The organism is Brachybacterium sp. NPDC056505 (assembly GCF_042794925.1).
In the GTDB taxonomy this organism is placed as follows: Bacteria; Actinomycetota; Actinomycetes; order Actinomycetales; family Dermabacteraceae; genus Brachybacterium; species Brachybacterium kimchii.
The window spans coordinates 1-18,898 of record NZ_JBHTSV010000022.1; the positions used below are offsets into that span (position 1 = coordinate 1).

An 18,898-nucleotide genomic window follows, 5' to 3' on the forward strand; every position below is an offset into this window, starting at 1 on the left:
CTCTCTGCCTTATTTGGCAGAGAGCGCCGCTATATGCCGCTGCGTGACATCGATCCGCCGCCTCGTCCCTCTCCGCCCCCGCCCCGCCCCCGGGCCCGGTGCTGCGCGGCGGTGCCACGCAGCCGCCCTTCTGACCCGGGACCGGGCCGCACGACGTAATCCCCCTAACTCCCGTTATGGCAGTCAAAACGTACGGCTCTAGGATGGGCGCATGCGTCGCCCCGCCGTCCTGGCGTGGCGCCCGTCGCCCCGTCCCAGGAGGTTTCCGTGGTGCACATCCAGACCGTCGCCGTCCAGGCGCTGCGCGAGAACGAGCAGGAGCACGGGGCCGTCGTCCCGCCCGTCCACCTCGCCTCGACCTTCGAGCTGGACCCGGCGACGTCCGACGGCACCTTCTCCTACCAGCGCGGAGGGAACCCCACGCGCGCCCAGCTCGAGCAGGTGCTCTCCGCGATCGAGGGTGGCGGCCGCGCCTTCGCCTTCGCGACCGGCATGGCGGCGACGTCCGCGGCCTTCTCCCTGCTCGGCGCGGGTGACGAGGTCATCCTCTCGGCGAGCGTCTACGGCGGCACGTACCGCCTGGTCACCGAGTACTTCCCGCATCAGGGCCTCGGCCACCGCTTCGTGGACGACCTCGGCGAGCTCGACGACGATTCCTTCACCGGGAGCACGCGCATGGTGTTCATCGAGACCCCCGCGAACCCGACCCTGCGCGTGACCGACCTGCGCCGCATCGTCGAGCTCGCCCATGCCCACGGCGCCCTCGTGGTCGTCGACAACACCTTCATGACCCCGGTCCTGCAGCGCCCGCTGGACCTGGGCGCCGATCTCGTCGTGCAGTCGGCCACGAAGTACCTCGCCGGCCACTCCGACCTCCTCGCAGGCGTGGCCACCACGCGCGACGACTCCCTGGCCGATCGGATCGGCCTGGCCCAGAAGGCCTACGGCGCCGTGCTCTCGCCCTTCGACTCCTACCGCCTCATCCAGGACGTGAAGACGCTTCCGCTGCGCCTCGAGCGCCAGCAGGCGAGCGCGGTCGCGATCGCCGAGCACCTGCGCGGCCACGACGCGATCGCCGCCGTCCTCACCCCCGGATCGCACAGCGCGGAGGAGGCCGCCATCCAAGCCTCGCAGGCCACGGGCCCTGGCGCGGTGCTCTCCTTCGAGCTCGATCCCGCCGTGGACCGGGTGCGGTTCCTGGAGGCGCTGCAGATCCCCGCCTTCGCGGTGAGCCTCGGCGGCGTCGAGTCCCTCATCTGCCACCCCGCGTCCATGACCCACGAGGCCATGACGGCGGAGGCCCGCGAGGTCGCCGGCATCAGCGACGAGCTGCTGCGCCTGTCCGTGGGCATCGAGGACGTCCGCGACCTCATCGCCGATCTCGACCAGGCCCTCGCCGCCGCCCGCTGAGCGTCGGCCGCTCGCACGCCCCGTCCATTCGCCCCATCGCATCTTCCCCGCGCTGACCAGGAGGTCCGCCATGAACCGTCCGCTCCCGCCCCGCACCCTCCATCCGACCCTCACCACGCGACGCACCCTGCTCACCGCCGGCGGCGGCCTGGGCCTGGCCGCTCTGCTCGCCGCCTGCGGCCCCTCGCAGACCCGCGGGGAGGACGGCTCGGTCTCCTCCGACGGCGGCGGGAAGGCGGCCGACGAGGACCTGCTCGAGCGCATCCAGTCCGGCAAGTCCATCCGCATCGGTCTCGAGGGCACCTACCGCCCCTACGCGTACCACGACGACAAGGGCGACCTGGTCGGCTTCGAGAAGGACATCGCCGACCAGATCGCGAAGGGCCTCGGCGCGACGGCGAAGTACGTCGAGACCGAGTGGGACTCGCTCATCGCGGGCCTGGACGTCGACAAGTTCGACATCGTCGTCAACAACGTGGGCATCACGCCCGAGCGCGAGAAGTCGTACCTGTTCTCCGAGCCCTACGCCCGCTCCATCGGCCGCGTCGCGGTGCCCGAGGACTCGAAGATCGAGTCCTTCGATGATCTGAAGGGCAGGCGCGCCGCCCAGTCCGCGACCAGCAACTGGGCCGCCCAGATGGAGAAGCTCGGCGCCGAGATCGTGCCCGTCCAGGGCTTTGCCGAGGCCATCGAGCTGCTCACCCAGGGCCGCGTCGACGCGACCGGCAACGACCTGGTCTCCTTCCAGACGTACCATAAGGAGAACCCCGACAAGAAGTTCCGCCTCCTGGAGGACGAGCTCCCGGACGACACCGAGGTCGGGGTCATCATGCCCAAGGGCCAGGAGCCGCTGCAGAAGAAGATCGACGAGGTCCTCGACGGCATGAAGTCCGACGGGTCCCTGAAGAAGATCTTCGAGAAGTGGGTGGGCCAGGACCTCACCCCGAAGAGCTGATCGAGCACCATGGACACGCTCCAGATGTGGGCCGACAACCTCCCGCGGCTGCTGCTCGCGGCCCTCGAGGTCACGGTCCCGCTCTCGCTCATCTCCTTCGCGATCGCCATGGTGCTCGCGGTGATCACCGCGCTGGGGAGGCTGTACCTCCCCGGTCCGCTGAAGGTGATCCCGTGGCTGTACGTGTGGATCTTCCGCGGCACCCCGATGGTGGTGCAGCTGTTCATCGTCTTCTTCGGGCTGCCGAACCTCGGCATCGTGCTGCCCGCGATGACCGCCGCCGTGGTCACTCTCGCGCTCAACACGGGCGCCTACGCCTCGGAGGCCGTGCGCGCCTCGATCCTCTCGATCCCGCGCGGCCAGTTCGAGGCGGCCCAGACGCTGAACCTCTCGCGGCGCACCACGTTCTCCAAGGTGGTCGCGCCGCAGGCGTTCCGCATCGCCCTGCCTCCGCTCATGAACGACTTCATCGACCTGGTGAAGGGCACGAGCCTCGTCTTCGCGATCACGATCACCGACCTCTTCCAGGTGGGCCGCCAGATCGCGGCGGCGAACTTCCAGCCGATGGCGATGTACACGCTGGTCGCGCTCATCTACCTGGTGATCGTCTCTGTGCTGAGCCTGCTCCAGATGGTCCTCGAGAAGAAGGTGTCCGCCCATGTCCGCACCAGCTGAGAACGAGTCGGCCGGGAAGCGCGGCCCCTCGCTGCTGGAGTCGCTGCGCCTGCGCGGCGTCCGCAAGACCTTCGGCTCCCTCACGGCGCTCGACGACGTGGACCTCGACATCCCGCGCCGCGGCACCACGGTGCTGCTGGGCCCCTCGGGGTCGGGCAAGTCGACCCTGCTGCGCTGCATCAACCTGCTCGAGCGGCCCGACGCGGGCTCGATCGACTTCGGCGACGGACCGCTCCGACTGGGCGGGCGCCTGAGCGCGCGCACCGTGCGCTCGGTCCGCTCCCGCTCGACCATGGTGTTCCAGCAGTTCAATCTGTTCCCGCACCTCACGGCCCTGGGCAACGTGACCCTCGCGCCGATCCACACGGAGGGCGTGCCGAAGGCGAAGGCGGAGGCGCGGGGCCGGGAGCTGCTGGAGAAGGTGGGGCTCGGCGCCAAGGCCGACGACTATCCGGACCGGCTCTCGGGCGGGCAGCAGCAGCGCGTCGCGATCGCGCGGGCGCTCGCCATGGAGCCCGACGTGCTCCTCTTCGACGAGCCCACCTCGGCGCTCGATCCGGAGCTCGCGGCGGAGGTCGTCGCCGTGCTCGCCGACCTCGCCCGCGAGGACCGCACGCTCGTGGTCGTCACCCACTCGCTCGCGTTCGCCCAGCGCGTGGCCGACAAGGTCGTGTTCCTCGAGGACGGGAAGGTCCTGCTCGACGGCCCGCCGAAGGACTTCTTCGAGAGCGAGGACGCCCGGCTGCGGCGCTTCCGGGAGATGGTCAGCTCGGCGGTGTGAGCCGCGGGCCGTCGCCCTCGTCGCCGCCGTCGTCGCGGTCCCTTCACAGCTCGAGCTTGTATCCCTCGTGGCTCGCGCGGTAGCCCAGGCGGTCGTAGAACCGATGCGCGTCGACGCGGCTCTTGTCGGTGGTGAGCTCCGCGAGGGCCGCCCCGTGGTGGCGGCCGTACTCGTGGGCCCAGGCGAAGAGGGCCGTCCCGAGACCGCGCCCCCTGGTCGCGCCGGCCAGTCGCACCGCCTCGATCTGCAGGCGGGTGGAGCCCCGTCGGGACAGACCCGGGACCAGGGTGAGCTGGAGTGTCCCGCAGACACCGCCGGAGGCGTCCTCGACCACGGCGAGGAACTGCCGCGGGTCGGCGTCGATCTCCGCGAACGCCGCGAGATACGGGGCGAGGTCCTCCTGCTCGCGTCCGGAGCCGATCATGTCGTCGGCCAGCAGGACGACGAGCGCCGGCACGTCCTCGGCCTCCGCGCGGCGCACGGTGAAGGTCTCTCCTGCGGCATCGATCGTGTCCATGCGCACAGCGTGCCAGACCCTCGACCGGAGGTGCCCCGGTTCAGCCGCGGATGCGGCCGTCCCGGCTCGTCGCCCTCTCGATGCGCCGACGATGGGCGCGGCGCCGACGCGCGCCGCCCACGACCCGCACGAGCATGCGCCGCGCACCGGTGAGGGAGTCCGCGACGAGGGCGACGCCCGTCGTCGAGACCAGAGAGATGAGGAAGACACCGCCCGCCGTGCCCAGCAGGCCCAGGTGGGCGGCCAGTGTCCACGCGCCCGCCGCCGTGCCCGCGCCCGTGACGAGCTCGCGCAGCGAGAGCGAGCGCACGGCGTGCTCGGTGCGCTCGGAGCGATCCGCGGCGCGCTCCGGCCGTCGGGCCACGTCCGACCCCGGCCCGGCGGAGGAGTCCCCGCCCTGCATCTGCGACCCCAGGTCCAGCGCCCTGGTGTCGATCGCGCGCAGGCGGGAGGTCGCCGTCGCGGTCCGACGGGGGCGGTGGCGGGCGGGCACTGCGGGCTGCGACGTGGAATCCGTGGAGGAAGACGCCGCGGAAGGAGACGTGGACGCGGACGTGCGCGTCGGCAGCGGGGTCTCGAGGGTGGCGGTCGGCATGGGATCCACCCTCGCGTGCGCGCGGCGTGCGCGGGCGGAGGAGCGGTGGATCGTTCGTGAAGGAATCGCAACACCGGCGCGATCGCCCCGTGCACGCCTCCTGTCGGCGCGGAGCGAACATCCATCCCGCGCCCAGGCGCGGGCCCTCGCCGCCCGGTAGGCTGGGCGGAAGCGTCCCCGGGCCTCCTCGCCTGCGTCGGACGTCCCGGCCATCACGCACTATCGGAGGAGCGCCATGGCACACCACAACATCGTCTTCGGCAAGGACAAGGCCCTCGCGCAGGGCCAGGGCCAGTACGCCCCCTCGCAGGACTTCAGGAGCGACTTCCCCGCGACGGGGCAGGGGACGCAGCAGACCCAGCAGGCGCAGCAGGCGCCGGGCCAGCAGGCACCGGACCTCGAGTCCCTCTACGCGCGCCCCGCCGCGACCGGCCACGACACCGGCCGCATGACCATGCGCGACGCCCTCAACGCGATCACCGCGACGCTCGGCGTCACGATCGTGCTCGGCGTCGTCTTCTGCCTGCTGCCCGTCGCCCTCGGCGTCGTCGGCGGCGCCGAGGGCGAGGACCTGGGGTACAAGATCACGATCGGCGCCATGGTCGTCGGCTTCCTCGGCGGCTTCGTCCTGGCCATGGTGAACTCCTTCAAGAAGAAGCCCTCGGCGGCGCTCGTGCTCGCCTACGCGGCGCTCGAGGGAGCGGCCCTGGGCGGATTCAGCGCCATGATGGAGCGGGTCTACCCGGGCATCGCCCTGCAGGCCGTGCTCGGGACGCTCGCGGTCGCCACCACGGTGCTGGTGCTGTTCCGCATCGGCGTGCTGCGCACCTCTCCGGTGCTCACCAAGATCTTCGCGGTCGCGATGGTCGCCTACCTGCTGTTCTGCCTGGTCAACATCGGGCTCATGCTGGTCACGGGCACCGACCTGCGCAGCGGCCTGCTCGGCCTCGTGATCGGCGCGCTCGCCGTCGTCATGGCGGCCTACTCCCTGGTCATGGACTTCGAGGACGTCCAGCGCGGCGTGCGCGCCGGGGTGGACCGCAGCTACGCCTGGCGCTGCGCCTTCGGCATCACCGTGACGCTCGTGTGGATGTACATCGAGATCCTGCGGATCCTCTCGATCCTGCGCAACAACTGACGATCTGAGGGGCGGACGGGTCGGGCCGGCGGCCCGGCCCGACCCGCCGACCCGGCCCGTCGGCCCACGAGGAGAGCGTGTGGAGACCTGGACCTGGCTCGTCGAGCACATCGTGCTCGTCGCGCCGTACGTCGCCCTCGTCCTCGACGTCATCCTGCGTGTGACCGCGGTGCTCGTGGTCCCGCGCAACCGCCGCCCCGCGAGCGCCTTCGCGTGGCTGCTGGCGATCATGGTCTTCCCGCTCGTCGGCTTCCCGCTGTTCCTGCTGCTGGGCAACACGCAGCTGCCCCGCAAGCGGCGCCGGAAGCAGGTCGTGGTCAACCGCCTCATGAAGGTGCGCGCGCACGACATCCCCGACAGCGACCTCGACGAGGACAGCCCGAGCTGGCTGCAGTCCGCCGTCGCCCTCAACCGCGAGCTCGGCGCGTACCCGCTGACGGGCAACAACTCCGCGGACCTCGAGATCGAGTACGAGGCATCGATCCGGCGCATGGCCGAGGACATCCGCACGGCGCGCGAGACCGTCCACGTGCTCTTCTACATCGCCGGCCTCGACGAGACCACGCGCCCCTTCTTCGACGCCGTCGCCGAGGCCGCCGACCGCGGCGTGAAGGTGCGCTTCCTCTACGACCACTACGGGTCCATGAAGTACTGGAGCGTCTACCGGCCGATGCGGCGCCTGCTGGACACCCACGGCATCGAGCACTACCCGATGATGCCGATCAAGCCGCTGCGCGACGGCGCCCTGCAGCGACCCGACCTGCGCAACCATCGCAAGCTGCTGATCGTCGACGGCGAGGTCGGCTGGATGGGCAGCCAGAACCTCATCGACTCGGCCTACGCGAGCGCGAAGGGCGCGCGCGAGGGCGTGCGCTGGCAGGAGACGATGATCCGCCTGCGCGGCCCGATCGTCTCCGAGGTCAACCTGCTGTTCGGGACCGACTGGTACCTCGAGTCCGGCGAGTCGATCCCCGAGGACCAGGTGGTCCGTCCCTCCCCGGACACCTCCGGGACCTACGAGTGCCAGATCGTGCCCAGCGGACCCGGCTTCGTGCTCGAGAACAACCTGCTGCTGTTCAACCAGCTCTTCTACAGCGCCGAGAAGCGCATCACCGCCGTCAGCCCGTACTTCGTGCCCGACGAGTCGATGCTGTACGCCCTGGTCACGGCCGCCAAGCGCGGCGTCGAGGTCGAGCTGTTCGTCTCCGAGAAGGGCGATCAGTTCCTCGTCGACCACGCCCAGTGCTCCTATTACACGGCGCTCCTCGAGGCCGGCGTGCGCATCCAGCGCTACGAGGCGCCGAAGATCCTGCACGCCAAGCACGTCACGGTCGACGACTCGGTGACGGTGCTGGGCTCCTCCAACATGGACATCCGCTCGTTCCTGCTGGACATGGAGAGCTCGCTCATGGTGGGTGGCACGGACTTCATGGAGAAGATGCACGAGGTGGAGGACGTCTACCGCTCGCGCAGCCGCGAGCTCACCCTCGAGGAGTGGCGCACCCGCCCCTTCTGGAAGCAGATCCTGGACAACACCTGCCGCCTGGCCTCCGCGATCGTCTGATCCCGATCCCTATCCTCTAGCCGACCCCGGCGAGGGAGTCCTCGGCCTCCTGTGCGGCCTTCACGTGCTCGTCGATGTCGATCGCGGCCTCCGAGGCGAAGAAGCTCGGCCCCTCGGGCGTGTCCACGACGATCATCGTGATCTTCTCGCCCGTCACCTTCTCGAGGTCGGACTGGCCGAACATCAGGTCCCCGGTGGTCCTGAAGCCCTCCATGCCGTCGATCGTGACCTTGGTGGTGCTGCGGTGCTCGAGCGTGCGCTGCGAGGTCCCGCCCCAGACCCCGCTGTTGGACAGCAGGCAGTCCATGAGGCGTCCGGAGGCCACCTCGGCGCCGGGGTACTCCACGCCGTCCTGCCACCGCAGCTTCCCGACGGTGATCGTGGAGTACCAGTTGCGCTCGACCGTGGCCAGCGCCATCTGGGTGTCCTCGCTGAAGGGCAGGGGCGTGGACGTCTGCCGCTGGTCGAAGCCGTCGGGCGCGGTGAACTCGAGGCCGCCGCCGCGCAGCGTGCTGCCCGAGTTCTGAGAGGTCCGCTTCGACTCGTCCGGGCTGTTCCAGCAGCGCTCGGGCTCCACGGAGGCCGAGGCGCTCGGGCTCTGCGAGCCGCCGCCGTCCGAGGAGCCGGCCGACGGGCTCGGCGACGGGTCGTCCGAGCCGCCGATCGCCGCCCGCACCCCGAGCGTCCCGCCCACGATGAGCACGAGCACTGCGAGGAAGGAGATCGCCCCCACGGTGACGGCGCGGCGCGACGAGGACGGGCCGGGCGGGGTCGAGGAGGACGGGGTCGAGGAGGGAGAGGACGACGGGTGCACGGGGCGGCTCCGGGGATCAGACGACCTTGAGGCTCTTGATGATCTGGTCGAGGGCTTCGGCGTGCTCGGGGACGTCGGCGGCGACGTCGGAGGCGACGGCCTGCGGGCCGTCGTCGGTGTCGACCACGATCGCGGTGACGATCGAGGCGCTCGTGTCCTGGAGCTGCGAGGGGTCCTCGAAATGATAGGTGGCCTGCACGATCCATGCGTCGTGGCCGTCCACAGTTGTCTCCTCGCTGCGGTAGTCGGTGACGGTCGGGTTCTCGCCGAACTCGGCGAGCACGCCGGCGGTGGTCGCGTAGCACTGGAAGATCGCGATCGCGGCCTTCTCGTCGCCCGGGTACTTCCCCTCGGACTCCGGCCACTCGACGCTGCCCACGTTCACGACGCTGTACCAGTTGTTCTCGACCAGGCGGCCGTACCCGTTCACGTTCGTCATGTACGGCAGGGCCTGGTCCGACCAGGGGTACGTCCAGCCGTCGGGCCGCGTGTACTCGAGGTGGCCCCCGCGGACGGTGCGCCCCGAGCTGCTCACGTCACCGCTGGAGCCGTCGGGGATCGAGCAGTCGGTGGTCGGCTTCTGCGTGAAGATCGGCGGGGGAGGGGCGAGGTCGGGATCCTTCGGATCGGGGACGTACTCGCCCTCGCCCGAGCTGCTGCGGGAGGCTGCGGCGGTCGGCGTGTGCGAGTCGTCCCCGGTCATCTGCTTGAAGACCGTCTGCGAGAGGATCAGCGCGATCACGGCGATGAGCACCACGGCGCAGACGATCACGGTGATGACGATGACGCGGGCACGGGAGCGGCCGGTCTCGTCGGGCCGCGCGTAGGGAGCGGAGACGTCCCGGCCCTGGGCGGAGTAGTCGGGCAGGGACTCGCGCTGCGAGGAGTCGGAGAGGTCGGGCAGGGAAGGGGTGTCCTCCTCCGGTCCCGGGCTCCCCGCCATGTGTGCTCCTCACGCTGCTGTGGTCCGCCGCAGGGATTCTCCCACAGCGGCCCGGCCCCGCACCGTGTCCGCCCAAGGACGGCTCAGGCCCCGTCGACGCCGCGGGACCGCTTGACGCGCAGCATCCGCGCCGCGGACTCGCGCACCCGGCGCTCGGCCTTCTCGGAGTCCTGCGCCCAGGCGACGATCGCGTCCACGAGGTCGCCGACGAGCGACGGGTCCGCGGTGAGCACCACGTCGCCCCCCGCCTCGAGGAGCCGGGTCGCGCGCTCGCCGAGCGGCACGTCCTGCACGGCCGCCGCGCTGCCCACGTCGTCGGAGACCACGAGCCCGTCGAATCCCAGCCTCCCGCGCAGCACGTCCGTCACGATCGCCGAGGAGAACATCGCGGGGCTGCCCGGATCCATCCGCGGGTACAGGGCGCTCGAGAGCATGACCATGTCGGCGCCGGCCTCGATGCCCGCGCGGAACGGCTCGAGGAAGGGGTCGTCCGCATCCGTCGTCTCGTCGGTGATGCCCGTCGCCGAGAAGTCGGTGTTCCCGCGCACCCGGCCCAGGCCGGGGAAGTGCTTGAGCGCGGAGGCGGTGTCCTGCGCGTCGAGCGCCTCGACGGCCGCGACCACGCAGTCGGAGACCGCGTCCGGATCGGTCCCGAAGCCGCGGTCGATCTTCCCGATGGGCGCGTTCGCCCGTCCCAGCTCCGGGTCGACGGTGTCGGCGACCGGCGCGAGGGCCGCGTGCAGGCCGAGGGCGTGCAGGTCCTCGCCGATGCTCCCGAACGCCGCGGTGACGGCGTCGGTCCCCTCGGCCCCGAGATCCGCGGCCGACGCGGTCCTGCGCGCGGCGTCCCCGCGGAGCATGCGGATCTGCCCGCCCTCCTGGTCCACGCTCAGCAGCGGGGCGACGCCTCCGTCGGCCACCTCCCCGTCGATGCCCTCGACCACGGAGCGCACGGCCGCGGCGCTGTCCCAGGTCCCCAGCAGGAAGAAGCCGCCGATGCCGAGCTCGGCGGTCAGCGAGCGCTTCGGGCTGGTGCCGGCGGGGATGCCCGCGAGCACGAGCTGCGCCGCCGCCTGCTGGATCGTGAGGTCCTGGGCGCGCTGCTCCGCGGGATCGGCCGTGGGCGACGGGGAGGCGGGGGAGGACGAGCCGGAACCACCGTCGGACGCGGAGCCGCCGTCGGACGCCGCGCCGCCGTCGGACCCTCCGGACCCGCTCGCGCCGCCGTCGGACGAGCCACCGCCGGAGCCCCCGCTCCCGGTGCACGCGGAGAGCGCGGCGACCGGGGGGAGCAGCACGAGCGGGGGAAGCAGCAGAGCGGTGCGTCGACGCATGCCATCGAGTCTGCCACGGCCGCCCGACGCACCCCGCCCGGCCGCTACTGTGGGGCCATGACCGACGAGGACGCCCGCCCCGCGCCCCCGCGGGCGCGCGCGATCGAGAACGCCACCGGCGTGCCCTTCGACGTCTGGACCGCGCGTCTCGAGGACGCCGGCGGTCGCGGCATGGACCACGCCGCTCTGGCCCGCACGATCCACGAGCGCTGGAACATCGAGGACTGGTGGGCCCAGGGCATCGCGATCGCCTTCGAGCAGTCGATCGGCCGCCGCGACGTGGGTCAGACCAGCACCGGCGACTTCGCCGTGAGCGCCTCGCGCACCGTGCCGAGCGCGCCCGACGCGGTGCTCGAGGCCTGGGACGCCTTCCAGGATGCCGCTCGCCGGGCGCGGCTCGGCCTCGGCGAGGTGCGGACGAGCAGCACGGAGGCCTGGCGCTACTGGCGTGTCGATGGGCCGGACGGCAGCCGCGTCAGCGTGAACCTGCGTGCGAAGGACGACGGCGCCGCGGGCGGCGCGCCCCGCAGCATCCTCGCGATCGAGCACAAGGGACTCGCCGACGCCGACGCCCGCGAGGCATGGAAGACCACCTGGAAGCACGTCCTGGACGCATTCGTCGCCACTCTCGAGGAGACCCGATGACCGCATCACTGCCCAGCCCCGAGACCGGCGACGACCCCTGGCTCTGGCTCGAGGACGTCACGGGCGAGGAGGCCCTCGCGCACGTGCGCGAGCGCAACGCCCGCGCCGAGGCCGAGATCGACGCGATCGCCGACCCCCGCGCCGGAGGGGCCGTCGATGGTGCCGCCGACGGCTCCCTCAGCGAGCACCTGCGCTCGAACATCCTCACGATCCTCGACGCGAGCGACCGCATCCCGATGGTCGTCAAGCGCGGAGAGTTCCTGTACAACCTGTGGACCGACGCCGAGCACGAGCGCGGCCTCTGGCGCCGCACCACCCTCGAGAGCTATCGCACCGACGACCCCGCATGGGACGTGCTGCTGGACGTCGACGCCCTGGGCCGCGAGGAGGGCGAGAACTGGGTGTGGCACGGCGCGCAGCTGCTCCGGCCCGCGGACGGCGAGCCGTACAGGCTGGCGCTGGTCTCCCTCTCACGCGGCGGCTCGGACGCCGACGTCACCCGCGAGTTCGACCTCGAGGAGCGACGCTTCGTGCCCGAGTCCGAGGGCGGATTCGTGCGGCCCGAGGCCAAGGGCGACGTGCACTGGATCGACGCGGACACCGTCTGGGCGTCGACCGACTTCGGGGAGGGCACGCTCACCACCTCCGGCTACGCGCGCCAGGCGCGGATCTGGACGCGCGGCACCGCGCTCTCCGACGCCGAGCTGGTCTTCGAGGCCGACGAGCGGGACATGGCCGTCTTCGCCTCCCACGACCAGACCCCCGGCTGGGAGCGCGACTGGATCGTGCAGATGCACGCCTTCTACGACACGACGCTCAGGATCGTCGACCGGGCGGGCGGCGCCGACGGGGCCGACGGGACTGAGGGGGTGGGACCCTCGCTGACCGTCGTCCCCGTCCCCCGGGACATGGAGGCCAACGCCCACCGCGACCTCGCGATCCTGCTCCCGCGCAGCGACTGGCAGGTCGGCGAGGACACCTTCGCGGCCGGCTCGCTCCTCGTCGCCGACGCCGACACCCTGCTCGCGAGCGCCCCGGAGGGGCCGTCGGCCTCGGACCTCCACGTGCTCTTCGAGCCGACGCCCAGCACCTCGCTCGCCGACCTCACCATCACCCGCGGCACCCTCGTGCTCACGATCCTCGAGGACGTCGTGCACCGCCTCGAGGTCCACCACCGCACCGAGGACGGCGCCTGGGTGCGCAGCGACCTCTATCCCGAGCTCACCGGGGCGATCGACGTGCGCGCGGTCGACGCCGACGAGTCCGACGAGATCTGGGTGACCGTCACCGACTTCCTCACCCCCACCACCCTGCTGCTGGGCGACCTCGGCGAGGTGCCCGACGGAGGCGAGCCGAGCGACCTCGAGATCGTGAAGGCCTCGCCCGCGCGCTTCGACGCGAGCGGCCTCGAGGTCACCCAGCACTTCGCGAGCAGCGAGGACGGCACCCGCGTGCCGTACTTCCAGATCGGGAGGACCGAGGCCGGCGGGTCCGAGGAGGCCCCGGGCGGAGCGCCCGCCGGCCCCGCCCCGACCCTGCTCTACGGGTACGGCGGCTTCGAGATCTCGATGACCCCCGCCTACCTCGGCACGATCGGCAAGGCATGGCTGGAGCGCGGCGGCACCTACGTGGTCGCGAACATACGCGGCGGCGGCGAGTACGGACCGGCCTGGCACCAGGCCGCCCTCAAGGAGCATCGCCACCGCGCCTACGAGGACTTCGCGGCCGTCGCGCGCGATCTCGTCGAGCGCGGCGTCACCGACCGCGACCATCTCGCCGTGCGCGGCGGCTCCAACGGCGGACTGCTCACGGGCAACATGCTCACCCAGTACCCCGAGCTGTTCGGGGCCGTCATCATCCAGGTGCCGCTGCTGGACATGAAGCGCTACTCGCACCTGCTCGCCGGCGCCTCCTGGATGGCCGAGTACGGCGACCCCGACACCTCGGACTGGGAGTTCATCCGCACCTTCAGCCCCTACCACCTGCTCGCCGAGGGCACCGAGTACCCGCCCGTCTTCCTGCTCACCTCCACGCGGGACGACCGCGTGCACCCGGGCCACGCGCGCAAGATGACCGCCGCGCTCGAATCGCTCGGGGCCGACGTCCGCTCGTGGGAGAACATCGAGGGCGGCCACGGCGGCGCCGCCACGAACGAGCAGGCCGCGCGCATGAACGCGCTCATGTACGCCTTCCTGTGGGGGCGGATCGGGGCCGACGGGGGCCGGGCGCGCGCCGTCGGGGGCGCTGGAGCCTGATGCGCTCGGTCCCCGAGCTCCTCCGCCGCACCGGTCAGGACGAGCTGCTCACGGTCCGCAACGACCTGATGACCGTGCAGCGGGAGATCTCGGCCGACGACCGCCGACTGTTCCCGCTGCGCTACGCCCGGGTGAACCCTCCGCGCACCGGCCGCCGCGCCGCCGCGGTGCACCGCGACCTCGCCACACCCGTGGTGACCGTGGTGCCCGACGGGCCGGGCGGCGCCTCCGTCGTCCCCTACGACCTGCTGCGACGCTCCCTCGCCTCCCGCGGGCTCGACGTCATCATGCCCGAGCACCGCGGCGTCGGCCTCTCCCGCCTGGACTCCGAGGGGCATGACCTGCCGCCCCACGCGATGGACATCGACGAGGCCGTCGAGGACCTGCGCGCGGCGCTCGATCATGCGCTCGTGGGCCGCACCGTGCTCTACGGCTGCGGCTACGGCGCCTACCTCGCGCTCACCTTCGCCGTCCGCCACCCCGAGCGAGTGGGCGCCCTGGTGCTCGACTCCCCGCTGCTCGCCCCCGACGACGAGCTGATCTCCCAGCGCGCCTTCCGCGCGCGCTACTGGGAGGGGACCGACCCGCGCACCGACACCATCGCCAGCACCCTGCGCCGCCTCGACGACCAGGCCGTGATCGATGCCCGCCGCGCGGGCCCGGTCATCCTCGCCGTCCACGAGTACGGCGGCACCGGGGACGTCCGCGAGCTCGTGGACCAGCTCGCGGTGGGCCGCGGGCAGCTGACCTGGACGAGCGTCTGGCAGGCCCTCACCCAGGAATGGCTCCAGTCCACGCGCTACGTGAGCGAGCCCGATCTGGTGGCCCGCATCGCCCACACGCAGCTCGGCATCGGCGCCCATGCCGACGGCGGGCCTCTGGACCCGCTCCTGATCTCCGGTGAGCAGGCACGTCAGGTCCCCTCGCCGAGCACGCGCTCCCTCGCCCCCGACCTGCGCGCCCTCGCCTCCGGCGTCACCGCGCCCACGCTCGTGCTGAGCGGCGAGGACGACCTCGTGACCCCTCCGCAGATCGCCCGCGAGGCCGCCGATCTCATCCCCGGCGCGCACCTCCTGAGCGTGCCCGGCACCGGCCACGGGATCCTCGACTCGCACTCGCAGCTCGCCCAGATCGCTATGTGGTGGAGCGCCGCAGGGGTGGGCGGCGACCTCCTGGAGCATCGCGAGCGCCTCGCCGCGCTCAAGCCCACACCCACCAGCCAGGTTCTCGCCCACGGCCTGCGCCTCGCGCTCGCCGCCGAGCGCTACTCGCCCTGGCGCATGCGCCTCGAGAGCGCCCGCGCGCGGCGTGCCGAGGCCCAGTTCGATCCGTCCTCGGGGAAGGCCGCGCGGGGGCCGCGGTTGTAGCCGTGGAGGAGTGACGGTCGCCGGGCCGGTCGCCGGGAGTGGCGACGGTCGCGGGGAGTACGTCTGGGGTTGCTGGGGCGGAGCCGGACGCAAGGCGGAACGTAGGTGCGCTGACCACGGCGCTCTCGATTCAGGTGTCCCCTTCGGCGTGCGCCCCTGGGGCCCGTGCACTGGGGCCGGCCCGCGCATGACCATGTGATTCGAGCGATCCGGGTGGTGGCCGTGACGATCGCCGGCGATCGTCGGCAGCTGAGTGCGGTGATCACGTGCCGTGGTGCCGTGGTGCCGTGGTGCGGTGCCCCCATGCCTGCTGCCGGGCTGCTCGTCACGGAGCGACGTCGCTCAGCATCGGGGTGGGACATTCAAGGCGTGGGGTGTGGGTGAGTGGTGTTTGTGGTGGGTGTGTTTGTGGAGAAGTGGGGGTTGTGGAGGAACGGATAAAGTTTTCCACAGATTCTTCGAGGCATCTTGTGATGTCCGTTTCGTCGGGTATTCTTGGGGTATAGAACTTCTGGTCCGATGGAGGGGAGGGGGGGAATCGTGCTCACGAATGGTGATGGGCTCGGTGGTGGCGATGATTCCCTCGCGCCTGAACATGATGAGTTTGTGTCGGAATCCGCGACCGCTGAGTACGCGTCTGATTGTTCGGGGTCGGGGTCGGGGTCGGGTCGTCCTCCGAAGGTGGCGTATGGTCCGCGTCCGGGGAGGCCTCTGTCGCGGGAGACTCTGGCTGAGCGGACGTTCGCGGTGGAGGGTCCGGATCTGTCGGAGGAGCTCGAGGGGATTTGGGATCTCGCGGTCCGGGAGTCGCAGTTGGCGGCGGAGTTGATGCGGCGTCTCGCGCCGTTGTGGGTGGGGCGGGATGCGGTGGGTGCGCTGGCGCATGAGGGTGATGTGGAGGATGCGCAGGCTGCGGTGGCGCTGCGCACGACGACCACGGTGTCTTATGGGCAGATCCGTGACGCCCACGAGGCCCTGACGTTGTTCCCGTTGTTGTTCGCGCGGGTGGAGGCGGGGGAGTTGCCGGTCGAGTGACTGCGTCGGGTGATCCACCGGTCCCGTGACCTTCCGGAGGAGGACCGGAGGGGTTTGGATCGGGTGATGGGTGGTTGGGAGTTCGGGGTGACTCCGGAGACGTTCCGGCGCCTGTTGGGCGAGTTGATCACCTGGTTCACGTCGTTGCTGGAGTTGTCGCCGGTGGAGCGTGCGCAGAAGCGTCGGCATATCGCGGCCCCGGTGGTGGGTGTGGATGGGACGGCGTCGTTGACGGTGACGGGTCCGGTCCCGGAGATCCTCGCGTTCGCCCAGTCCCTGGATGCCGCGGCGGAGACGTTGCAGGCTGCCCAGCGTCACGCCCTCGACGATGACGAAGAGGTTCCGTTCGATGAGGACGGGGCCGTGCGGGCGTCGGGGAAGACGATGACTCGTGGCCGCCTGCGGTATGAGGCGTTGCTGCGGGGTGAGGTGAACACGGACGGGCGCGAGGTGGCGGCGGCGCGGTTCGCGATCCTGGTGACGATCCCGTTCCTGACCCTGCTCGGCCAGAGCGAGGCGCCGGCACTGCTCGAGGGGGAGCATCCGATCCCCGCGGACATGGCACGCGAGTTGGCGGGAGACTGCCCGGAGTGGATGCGGATCCTGACCGATCCCGTCACGGGTGCTTTTCTGCCGTTGCCGCCGGAGCGGTATCGCCCGAGTGCGCAGATGGTGACTCATTTGCGGCTGCGGGGTCCGGAGTGTTCCGTTCCGGGGTGTGGGCGGGCGAGTTGTCGTGGGGTGGAGGTGGATCATATTGAGGAATTCGATCATGATCATCCCGGGCGGGGCGGGGCGGGGTGGGGTGACGGAGATCGAGAATCTTCATGTGTTGTGCTGGTCGCATCATCAGGTGAAGACCGCCCGTGATATCGACCCGGTCAGACTCCGCGACGACGGCAGTGAATCCGGTGAGGGTGTGGGACGCGGAATGCGGGACCTGTATGGCGGGAGTCCGTCGAGCCCAGTGGACCCGGGCATCCCTGTGTCCCGCACGCGGGGTCGCACGCACTGGTCCCTCGGGGGAGCGGTCGAGCTGACCGTGGAGGACGAGGGCGATCTGATGACTCCGCTCATCGTCCGCGAGCTCGAGACCGCCTGGCACCAACACCTCACCACCACCGCACACGCGCCAGATCTTCCGGTCAATGCCGCCCCGCCCAGACCGTCGGCCCCGACCACGAGAACGACCTGCGACCCGCCCTTCTGAGGGGCTCAGCGCGAGGGGGCCCGGGGCCAGCGCGACATCGACGCCGCGGTACAAGGACGCCCGCGATGTCACCGGCCATGTCCCGTCTACGCCACGCCTGGCTGGCACGCGACCTCGAAGCCGTCCTGCGCGTACCTGCTCTCGAACGCCGTGCCGTAGTTGCCGCTCGCCCAGCTCGCGGCGTCGCCCGGGTCCTGGCCGCCCCACGAGAACGCCTCCCGATCCACGAGCACGCACTCCGGCACGCGCGTGTTCGTGCCATGCACCCACTGCACGTCGTCCGACGGCACCACCCGAGCCATCAGCGTGATGTCCGACGCGACCACCACACCACGGGGCACCGCAGCCAGTGCCCCTTCGGCCGCAGCCGACCGCGCGCTCGGCTCCCACGCGCTCTCCCGCGTGAGGTTCGCGAGCGGCATGGCCGAGCCGAGCATCAGCGTCACCGCCGCGCTCGCCCCGACCGCGGTCCACCGCACCAGCCCACGCGCCGGACGGCGACCGCGGCGACGAGACGCCCGCGGCTGCGACTCGACCGGATCCCGCCGGTCCCGCCGATCCCCGAGCGCATCCAGCATCGCCGCCAGCGCGATCGGCATCAGCACCGCGTTGTAGTGCCAGTACCAGCCCCAGTAGAACTCGACGTTCCCCGCGAAGCGCCAGGCCAGCGTCGGCAGCATCGCCAGGATGAGGGGGGAGGGCGCGCCGATCACCCCCGCGGCGAGCAGCAGCATGAGCACCGTCAGCCACTTCTCCGCCGGCCCCAGCACATCCAGCGGCGACCCCAGGTTCCCGCCGTAGTCGTAGTGCCCGGCAGGGTTCAGCAGCGGCAGGATCACGAACGTCGACAGCACGAACCAGAGCGCGCCCCAGGCCGCGAGCGCCAGGCCGGCCCGTCGGACCCGCGGATCGCGCACCGCGATCACCAGCCCCAGCACCACCACCGTGAGGCCCAGATCCTCCTTCACCAGGACCAGCGTTGCCGCCCAGGCGATCGCCGCCGGCATCCGCCCCCGCACCAGGGCGCTCAGCGAGAACGAGAGCAGAGGCACCGCGAAGGCGATCTCGTGGAACTGGACGTCGGCCGCGGCCTGCAGACCGAAGCCGAACAGGTACGCCGCCCCCGCGATCAGTCCCGCGGCCCAGCCCAGGCGGTCGATGGCGAGGCGCGTGAGCGGCACCGCCGAGACGCCGAACAGCACGGCCTGCGTCCACAGCAGCGCGAGCGGCGAGGGCCACGCGGCCCAGATCGGGCCCAGAAGCACCAGGATCGGATGGAAGTGATCGCCCAGGAGGTTGAAGCCGTCGCCCTTGATCGGCACGATCGGCGCGCGCAGCTCCGAGTACGCCCGCGCGAGCTGCGAGAAGATCGCCAGATCCCACGAGCTCGCCTCGAGCCCGCGCCACTGCTGGACCCCGCGCAGCCCGTAGGCCGCGGCGCCGAGGGCGCCCAGCAGCAGCGCTGCGACGAGGCGTGCGGGGCGGCGCGCCGGGCGGTCACTCGGGGCAGGGGCCAGGTCGCTCGGGGCCGGGTCGGGGCTGCGGGTCACCGTGCGAGCGTAACGGCCGACGTCGGACGCCCGCCGTGTGATCCGCGCCCGTCCGTCGGGCCCGCACGGACCATCGACTGCCCGCCCGGTTAGGCTGTCCTTCGCGCCCG

General features: G+C 71.5%; 17 protein-coding genes. 11 read left to right on the plus strand and 6 right to left on the minus strand.

All coding sequences use genetic code 11. The annotated features are described in order from the left end of the window. Positions 1–270 precede the first annotated feature (270 nt). The 4 genes from ACFQ53_RS11585 (at position 271) to ACFQ53_RS11600 (ending at position 3,821) form a co-directional block, all read left to right on the plus strand. Positions 271–1,410, plus strand: a complete 1,140-nt coding sequence (locus ACFQ53_RS11585) for a trans-sulfuration enzyme family protein (RefSeq protein ID WP_377859879.1) — start codon at positions 271–273, stop codon at positions 1,408–1,410. A 70-nt stretch (positions 1,411–1,480) separates the two neighbouring features. Continuing rightward, complete coding sequence (locus ACFQ53_RS11590; protein ID WP_377859776.1) at positions 1,481–2,365, plus strand: transporter substrate-binding domain-containing protein; 885 nt, start codon at positions 1,481–1,483, stop codon at positions 2,363–2,365. 9 nt (positions 2,366–2,374) lie between these two features. Then, on the plus strand, positions 2,375–3,040 hold the full coding sequence (locus ACFQ53_RS11595; RefSeq protein WP_249478834.1) for an amino acid ABC transporter permease: 666 nt from the start codon (positions 2,375–2,377) through the stop codon (positions 3,038–3,040). Beyond that, positions 3,024–3,821: an amino acid ABC transporter ATP-binding protein gene (locus tag ACFQ53_RS11600; RefSeq protein WP_377859779.1), complete on the plus strand. Its 798-nt coding sequence runs from the start codon at positions 3,024–3,026 to the stop codon at positions 3,819–3,821. The genes ACFQ53_RS11595 and ACFQ53_RS11600 overlap by 17 nt, the downstream gene beginning before the upstream one ends. Before the next feature lie 43 nt (positions 3,822–3,864). Here the strand turns inward: ACFQ53_RS11600 and ACFQ53_RS11605 are convergent, their stop codons facing one another. Next, positions 3,865–4,338 carry a GNAT family N-acetyltransferase gene (locus tag ACFQ53_RS11605; RefSeq protein WP_377859781.1) on the minus strand — a complete coding sequence of 158 codons (474 nt, stop codon included), beginning with the start codon at positions 4,336–4,338 and terminating at the stop codon, positions 3,865–3,867. Positions 4,339–4,378: 40 nt separating this feature from the next. Continuing rightward, positions 4,379–4,933, minus strand: coding sequence for a hypothetical protein (locus tag ACFQ53_RS11610; protein WP_377859783.1), 555 nt, complete (start codon positions 4,931–4,933; stop codon positions 4,379–4,381). Between the two features lie 235 nt (positions 4,934–5,168). On the opposite strand from ACFQ53_RS11610, the gene ACFQ53_RS11615 reads away from it, so the two are divergent. Then, positions 5,169–6,071 carry a Bax inhibitor-1/YccA family protein gene (locus ACFQ53_RS11615; RefSeq protein WP_377859785.1) on the plus strand — a complete coding sequence of 301 codons (903 nt, stop codon included), beginning with the start codon at positions 5,169–5,171 and terminating at the stop codon, positions 6,069–6,071. A 79-nt stretch (positions 6,072–6,150) separates the two neighbouring features. Beyond that, positions 6,151–7,635 carry a cardiolipin synthase gene (cls, locus tag ACFQ53_RS11620; RefSeq protein WP_377859787.1) on the plus strand — a complete coding sequence of 495 codons (1,485 nt, stop codon included), beginning with the start codon at positions 6,151–6,153 and terminating at the stop codon, positions 7,633–7,635. 16 nt (positions 7,636–7,651) lie between these two features. On the opposite strand, the gene ACFQ53_RS11625 is transcribed toward cls, so the two are convergent. The 3 genes from ACFQ53_RS11625 to ACFQ53_RS11635 form a co-directional block, all read right to left on the minus strand. Further along, positions 7,652–8,449, minus strand: a complete 798-nt coding sequence (locus ACFQ53_RS11625) for a hypothetical protein (protein ID WP_377859789.1) — start codon at positions 8,447–8,449, stop codon at positions 7,652–7,654. A gap of 16 nt (positions 8,450–8,465) precedes the next feature. After that, the gene (locus ACFQ53_RS11630) at positions 8,466–9,392 is read right to left on the minus strand and encodes a hypothetical protein (RefSeq protein ID WP_377859791.1); all 927 of its coding nucleotides are present in this window, start codon (positions 9,390–9,392) and stop codon (positions 8,466–8,468) included. An 83-nt stretch (positions 9,393–9,475) separates the two neighbouring features. Next, positions 9,476–10,726 carry a glycoside hydrolase family 3 N-terminal domain-containing protein gene (locus tag ACFQ53_RS11635; protein ID WP_377859793.1) on the minus strand — a complete coding sequence of 417 codons (1,251 nt, stop codon included), beginning with the start codon at positions 10,724–10,726 and terminating at the stop codon, positions 9,476–9,478. Between the two features lie 57 nt (positions 10,727–10,783). Here ACFQ53_RS11635 and ACFQ53_RS11640 point away from each other — a divergent pair, with 57 nt between their 5' ends. From ACFQ53_RS11640 to ACFQ53_RS11660, 5 genes are all read left to right on the plus strand, one after another. Then, a complete protein-coding gene (locus tag ACFQ53_RS11640; RefSeq protein ID WP_377859795.1) occupies positions 10,784–11,371 on the plus strand; it encodes a hypothetical protein in 588 nt (195 codons plus the stop codon). Then, positions 11,368–13,626 (plus strand): prolyl oligopeptidase family protein, encoded by a 2,259-nt coding sequence (locus tag ACFQ53_RS11645; RefSeq protein ID WP_377859797.1) that lies wholly within the window; start codon positions 11,368–11,370, stop codon positions 13,624–13,626. The genes ACFQ53_RS11640 and ACFQ53_RS11645 overlap by 4 nt, the downstream gene beginning before the upstream one ends. Then, positions 13,626–14,993: an alpha/beta fold hydrolase gene (locus ACFQ53_RS11650; protein WP_377859799.1), complete on the plus strand. Its 1,368-nt coding sequence runs from the start codon at positions 13,626–13,628 to the stop codon at positions 14,991–14,993. Before ACFQ53_RS11645 ends, ACFQ53_RS11650 begins: the two co-directional genes overlap by 1 nt. A gap of 747 nt (positions 14,994–15,740) precedes the next feature. Further along, the gene (locus ACFQ53_RS11655) at positions 15,741–16,028 is read left to right on the plus strand and encodes a hypothetical protein (RefSeq protein WP_377859801.1); all 288 of its coding nucleotides are present in this window, start codon (positions 15,741–15,743) and stop codon (positions 16,026–16,028) included. A 66-nt stretch (positions 16,029–16,094) separates the two neighbouring features. Further along, the gene (locus ACFQ53_RS11660; RefSeq protein ID WP_377859803.1) at positions 16,095–16,898 is read left to right on the plus strand and encodes a hypothetical protein; all 804 of its coding nucleotides are present in this window, start codon (positions 16,095–16,097) and stop codon (positions 16,896–16,898) included. Positions 16,899–17,324: 426 nt separating this feature from the next. Here ACFQ53_RS11660 and ACFQ53_RS11665 read toward each other — a convergent pair whose 3' ends face one another. Then, entirely contained in the window at positions 17,325–18,788 is a 1,464-nt protein-coding gene (locus tag ACFQ53_RS11665) for a DUF2079 domain-containing protein (protein WP_377859805.1), read from the minus strand. Positions 18,789–18,898: the final 110 nt, after the last annotated feature.